The 5,646-nt window shown below is 42.3% G+C and carries 3 protein-coding genes; 1 reads left to right on the plus strand and 2 read right to left on the minus strand.

From position 1 onward, the window contains the following. Positions 1-446: 446 nt before the first annotated feature. Positions 447-1,598, minus strand: coding sequence for an SLC13 family permease (locus B3K91_RS12135; protein ID WP_292595302.1), 1,152 nt, complete (start codon positions 1,596-1,598; stop codon positions 447-449). A gap of 296 nt (positions 1,599-1,894) precedes the next feature. Here B3K91_RS12135 and B3K91_RS12140 point away from each other — a divergent pair, with 296 nt between their 5' ends. After that, the gene (locus tag B3K91_RS12140; protein WP_292595305.1) at positions 1,895-2,986 is read left to right on the plus strand and encodes a cation diffusion facilitator family transporter; all 1,092 of its coding nucleotides are present in this window, start codon (positions 1,895-1,897) and stop codon (positions 2,984-2,986) included. Positions 2,987-3,549: 563 nt separating this feature from the next. Here B3K91_RS12140 and B3K91_RS12145 read toward each other — a convergent pair. After that, positions 3,550-4,875, minus strand: coding sequence for an ATP-binding protein (locus B3K91_RS12145; RefSeq protein WP_292595309.1), 1,326 nt, complete (start codon positions 4,873-4,875; stop codon positions 3,550-3,552). Positions 4,876-5,646: the final 771 nt, after the last annotated feature.

Raw genomic sequence — 5,646 nt, forward strand, 5'->3', positions numbered from 1 at the left:
TCTGAAAATGCTTTCGCTTGTTTAGCTGTTTTCAGAAGATTAAGTGATAAACTCAAGAGTAATACAAAGACCCGCCGGGTCCAATGTAAGTGAATTAACCTACTTAAGTCCGTTTCATTAAGCCAATCTCACGGCACGGAATTCTTCTTGGAGAGAGAGATTCATACTTTGAAAGAAAATGGTCGTCTGAATTGTTTTGTTTGGCTTCCTCCCGAGCTCATAAGCCAGCTAACTAGTTAAGAGTATTCGCAAGAACTGCATAATTTGTGCTTTCACAAGAGTCGGTTTTGTTTGAAAATTCCAATGCTAAACCGATATTTTGACGCTTCAACATACGAGAATCTGCGTCTATATGATGACACAGAGACCGGTCGTATGATCATTTCCGAAACACATATTGCTAAGCAGTCCGGGTGGCATACTACAGGGCTTTCCATACCAAACTCCTAAAAACCTTGAACTCTTAGTTGCATGTAACCGAAAACAATACTTAGCAGAAGTGTTATCGCGCTTGAAGCCATGAAGATGGTGAGATACTTCAAGTTTTGACCCCTCTCCTTAACGTAGATTCTATAAGCGATCAGATTAGCTAGAGAGGCTATGATGGTGCCGCTACCTCCAATGTTTACGCCCAGAAGAAGGCCTTTGTAGCTCTCGGTAAACGACGAAAAAAGGATTGCGGTTGGCACGTTGCTGATAAACTGAGATATAAGAGCGGAGCTGGTCATTGTCCTTATTTCACCATTTGTTGCAGACTTCATCAGCGTGGCTATTATATCCATTCTGGAGATGTTGTCTATAAAGACAAAGAACAGCAAGAAAGTACCCAGCAAGAAGTAGTCAATCTTTTGAAAGAACCTTCTTTCAAGAATTATTGTAACTACCACAGTGAGTACAAGTCCTACTCTGAAGTCGATGATTCTGAATACTGAAAGCATAACAACAAGTAAGCACCCAATGAAAATACCAAGCTTTTGAGGTTCACGGATCTCCGAAGATGGAACATCGAAAGCAATTTTTCTCTTGGAGTTCAAAAGATTCATCACGAGAGTCCAGCATATTCCGAAAACAACAAATGGAAACATTAGCCTCGAGAATTCCAGGATACCAATCTTGTATTCTTCGAAAAGAAAGAGATTCTGCGGATTTCCTATCGGCGTCAGCGCGCTGCCAAGATTAGCAGCCTGACTCTGAATAATAACAATCCACATCGGATCGAATTTCGCCTTTTCGGCTATTATCATTGTGAGTGGAACGAGTGCGATAAGGGCAACGTCATTGGTAATCAAGGCGCCCATAAAAGCCGTAAGAACAACAATTACTGATCCAATGCTTCTGGAGCTTCTTAGATTGGAAAGCGATATAGTGGCTATCTTCTCCAGAACCCTGTATTCCTTAAGAGCCTGAACAACTATCATGAGGCTTAAGAGCTCGGCAATTACTCGCCAGTCAATGCTTTCAATACGAGGTGGAATAATTATTGATGTGATCAAAGCCAACAGCAGAGATATCCAGAACATCATCTCCTTCACGAGATGTCTCTTAATAAACCGCTTGTTCAATATAGTCTTATAAATAGCTCCTGAAATATTGGGCACTGAGAATGACCTCCGATCATCACCAGGGGAGATAATATCACCAAAGAAGCGATCAGATGAAGCATTTCATGCTAAATACAGGTAACTGCATTTATTCAAATCAAAGTACTTCGGGTTTCTTTCGATTCGCTACTCCCCATATGGTATCCACAAATGTCGAAAATCTCTTAAAATATAACTTCCAGTAATTGAATACGATAAGGCTTCAATGTGTAATATACTCAAAGGGGTCGATCGCGTTTATTGAGCTAAGAATGAGTTAGAGAGAATTTGTTTTTTTCCGGAGGGTAAGACGTTTGGCACGAAGAATTCATTCTAGACATTATGGACATGAATGGAATGTGGCCGCTGCGGTTCTCAGAGGCTGTAATACGAAGGAATTACTGAAAGAGTACTTCTCAGTGATGGAGAGAAGGTTCGGCATTTTCTTCGAGGTCTTCCCCTATGGCAAGAGGATGCACGAAACCAGGGATCTAGATTCATTTCTAGATTCGGCTATAGAAGACATGAAAGAGGATGGCTGGCTTATTCAGGACGGCAACAAATTTGAACTGACAGAAAGGGGAGAGTCTGAGGCAAGGAAGATGCTCGCCGAACTTCAGAATAGCGGCAGACTTCTGGAAAAAGCAACAAGAGCCGAAACAGTCTCGAGAGTAACGATAATCGTTCACTTCATCCTTGCTGCCTTGAAACTTCCTGCCGCTATTATTTCAGGCAGTGTCGGCCTTCTCAATGATTCATTCGACACTCTTTTGGACGGAATCTCAAGTATCTTGGTGTACTGGGGAGTGAAGAAAAACCATGAACATCTGGTCAGCCTCATTCTTCTATTATTTATGGGAGTAACTGGTGTCTTTTCATTGATAGAGGCTCTGTTCAGATTCATTTCCGGTGAGATCCCTTCTCCCGATCTCCTTACTTTTACTGCAGTGGCAATTTCGGGAATAGTCTGCGCTCTCTTGTGGTTCTATCAGAAGTACTCAGGTCTTAAGAATCGATCCTTCCCGCTGATTACCCAGTCGGCGGATTCAAGAAATCATGTTCTTGTAGCTTTGAGCGTAGCAATTGGCCTCATCGCATCTCTCATGAGGATTCCCTACGCTGACGCGATTGTAGGGTTAATTGTTTCCATTCTGATTCTCAAAGGGGCGGCAGAGTTACTGATAGATCTTATAAGATCTGCCAGAGGAGACGCCATCGACTTCGAAAGATATGGCTTTTCTCTCTTCAACAAGTTCAGAGCGAAGCAGCTAAAGCGCTGGTTCCTTTTCATGATCGATCAAGGGAAGATACAGACTCGCGATCAGCTCGAGTGCGAAGCAAAGGCATCTATGGCTTATCAAGATATAATGGGCCTAAATAGGGTCAGACTCCATTTTTCACACTAAACGAGAAATCAAAGATAAAAATCTGTGAGGGCATTTCTTAGGACAGAAAAGAAAGGTTAAGCGGAGCCCTTTAGTTAAATAGAGTCAGACTCCATTTTCACACTAAACGAGAAATCGAAGATGAAAGTCTGTGAGAGTGTTTCAAAGGACAGAAAAGCGAAATTAGGCAATCTCGTTCCTTACTGTTGAGAAAGCAGATTCTGAGTCAAACTCAGAATAACGTATTAAGTGTGTTCGGCATGATGGGAAGGGAGGACTTAAACTCCGTATCTAGAGATGAATACGAACGATCAACACTTCTACCAACCAATACCCTGTACGCGCGCGTCGGGCTCATGGGTGGTGCGTTGTGAGTCATGGGTGATGTGTAAGACCATTAGAGAAGGCTCTTTTCGGAGGATGCTGAACGGTTCTTTCCGCTCTTTCGAAGGATGGGTCCATGCTCCGGGACAACCAAGGACGGCTTTTTCGCTCTTCTCGCCAAAAAATGGAGGCCCTATTTACCATGCCCCTTATCAGAGATTCAAAAGTTATGGCTCATTTATGGCTCATTTATGGCTCACCTATGACTCATTATGGCTCACCAGAGTGTAATATGAGGTTTTTTTGCTCTTTCCTTTCTGATCAAGAACGCGCTTTTCAACAAGATCAGCAAGGTCTCTTGTCGCAGTTGCTTTTGAGACTTTTGTGAGTTCTCTACACTGTTCATTGGTAATGCTTCCGTTTTTCATTACAAATTCTACTATTTGTTGCTGCCTTGGCGTAAGCCCCGGTATCTGCAGTTCACTTTTGTAGGATGTGTTGAAGAAACTTACCGAAAAGCCTCCTGATTCTTCCCTGAATATTGGATCAGGGAGTTTATGTGCTCTGCATTCTTCCATCATCAAAATCGTTCCTCTCCCCCAAGTCTCTATCAAACCTGCCTTGAAGAAGACATCTGCCAGTAGTTCATTTCTTGGCTGGGAAACGTGATTCTTCAAAAGATCCTCAATCGATATTCCGTTTGGAAGACCACCGTTATTCCAAAGAACCAATCTGTTAGGAAAAACCTTTATCTGGGTATGATAAGCTGAATAATCTCTATGAACAACAGCATTTGTTATGGCCTCTCGCAATGCTTTCTCTGGATAGACCATTTCGTCCTTTCTGTAAATACCGTCGTAAGAAACACTCGACAAGATATACTTTGTTCTTAGCAACGCCAAAGCCTCTTCAACCTGGACAAAAAGATTCCCATTGACATCATCGGTCCTGATAAGGTTGGTATCATTAGTAAATGCACCGATCCTCAGAAAGGCCCCAGGAAAAAACCTTCGCGGCTCTTTACCGAAAAGCAATACTGCTGCACGGTTGAGTCTTCCATCAGTGACAAGATTTAGTTTTTTAAGCAAATCTATTGGCCCTTCTGTCCGGGAAGCAAACGGCAACCGCTTTTCTGACAGAACTTTAAATCTTTCGATAGTAGATTCATCCAGATCGTTCATTGATGAATTACTTGTGATTTGAGAGTCCCATGTCCTACCCGATCGCGCAAGAAGGAATGACTCTAGTTCTCTTCCTGTAAGTTCTTGTGTAGTGCTTCCGCTTCTCACGTAAAAAGATCCCCTAAACGATATTGAACTCTCTGAGGGATGGACCTCAACAACAATCAACTCTTTGCCACTTTCTGATTGTAGCGAGACCCTTGGAATTATCCCGAGGTAATTTCTTACCTTATTCGGAATATCCTCAAGAAGTTTGTCTGCTCTACTAACACCAACGGGTATACCAGAATCGTTCAAGCCAATAATCAACCTACCTCCATCGGTATTCGCAAAAGCGCAAAGGGTTTTCATATATTCGTCTCGCCAGTCAATTTTGAATTCAACTAGTTCGTTCTCTTTTTTCAAAACTCTTCACCCTTAGTAAGTTTTGTCTTTCTGAGAAGATTTTAGCATTCAACAACCTTCTCAGTATAAGCCAGCAATCTAATTGCTTCCATCTCAAGTATCTAGCATCAGTCGTACGTGAAAAACATGAATTCTTTTCCTACATACTATAGGAGAATAACTCAACTTTGAAAGTGAAATGGTCTTTACCCTTAGAAAATCAGTAGGAAATTAAATAGGGACTCGATTTTTCAGTGCCGTTGCTGTTGGTTGGTCAGGAGCAAAGAAGAGTAGCTTGACCTAGTTCATCGAGAAGCAAACGAGATTCACTGATCAGAACGCGCGATTTGTCAGTTGACTTGATCCTCAAACAACCAGGGTCAAACTCGATTACTCGCCTCCGGATGCATTTTTTTAAGTGCGGAAATAGGTTGGTTCGTTTTTCTTGCCAGAAAATATCTTGCGAAACGACGCGACAAATCGCCTCTCCCTTTTGATAAAGAACCGGGAGATTTCACGGAACTACCAAGATATTTCATTAAACACAATGCTCTTGCGCAAATCACCTGACGAAGCCAGAGATTCGGATTAATAAGGCGATGATATAATCACATTGAAAGGGGGCGATCTAATGGATACACGTCAGCTCCTGAGAAAGGAAATAGAAACCATACCCGATACTCTCTTAGAAGAAATCCTTCGGTTTGTGAAGGCATTGAAAGAAAGGAATCTGCCTGCCTTAAGTTGCGAGCTGCTGGATGCTTCAGAGTCGGCTCTTGCCAGGGATTGGCT

Source organism: Mesotoga sp. UBA5847 (assembly GCF_002432735.1).
Lineage (GTDB): Bacteria > Thermotogota > Thermotogae > Petrotogales > Kosmotogaceae > Mesotoga.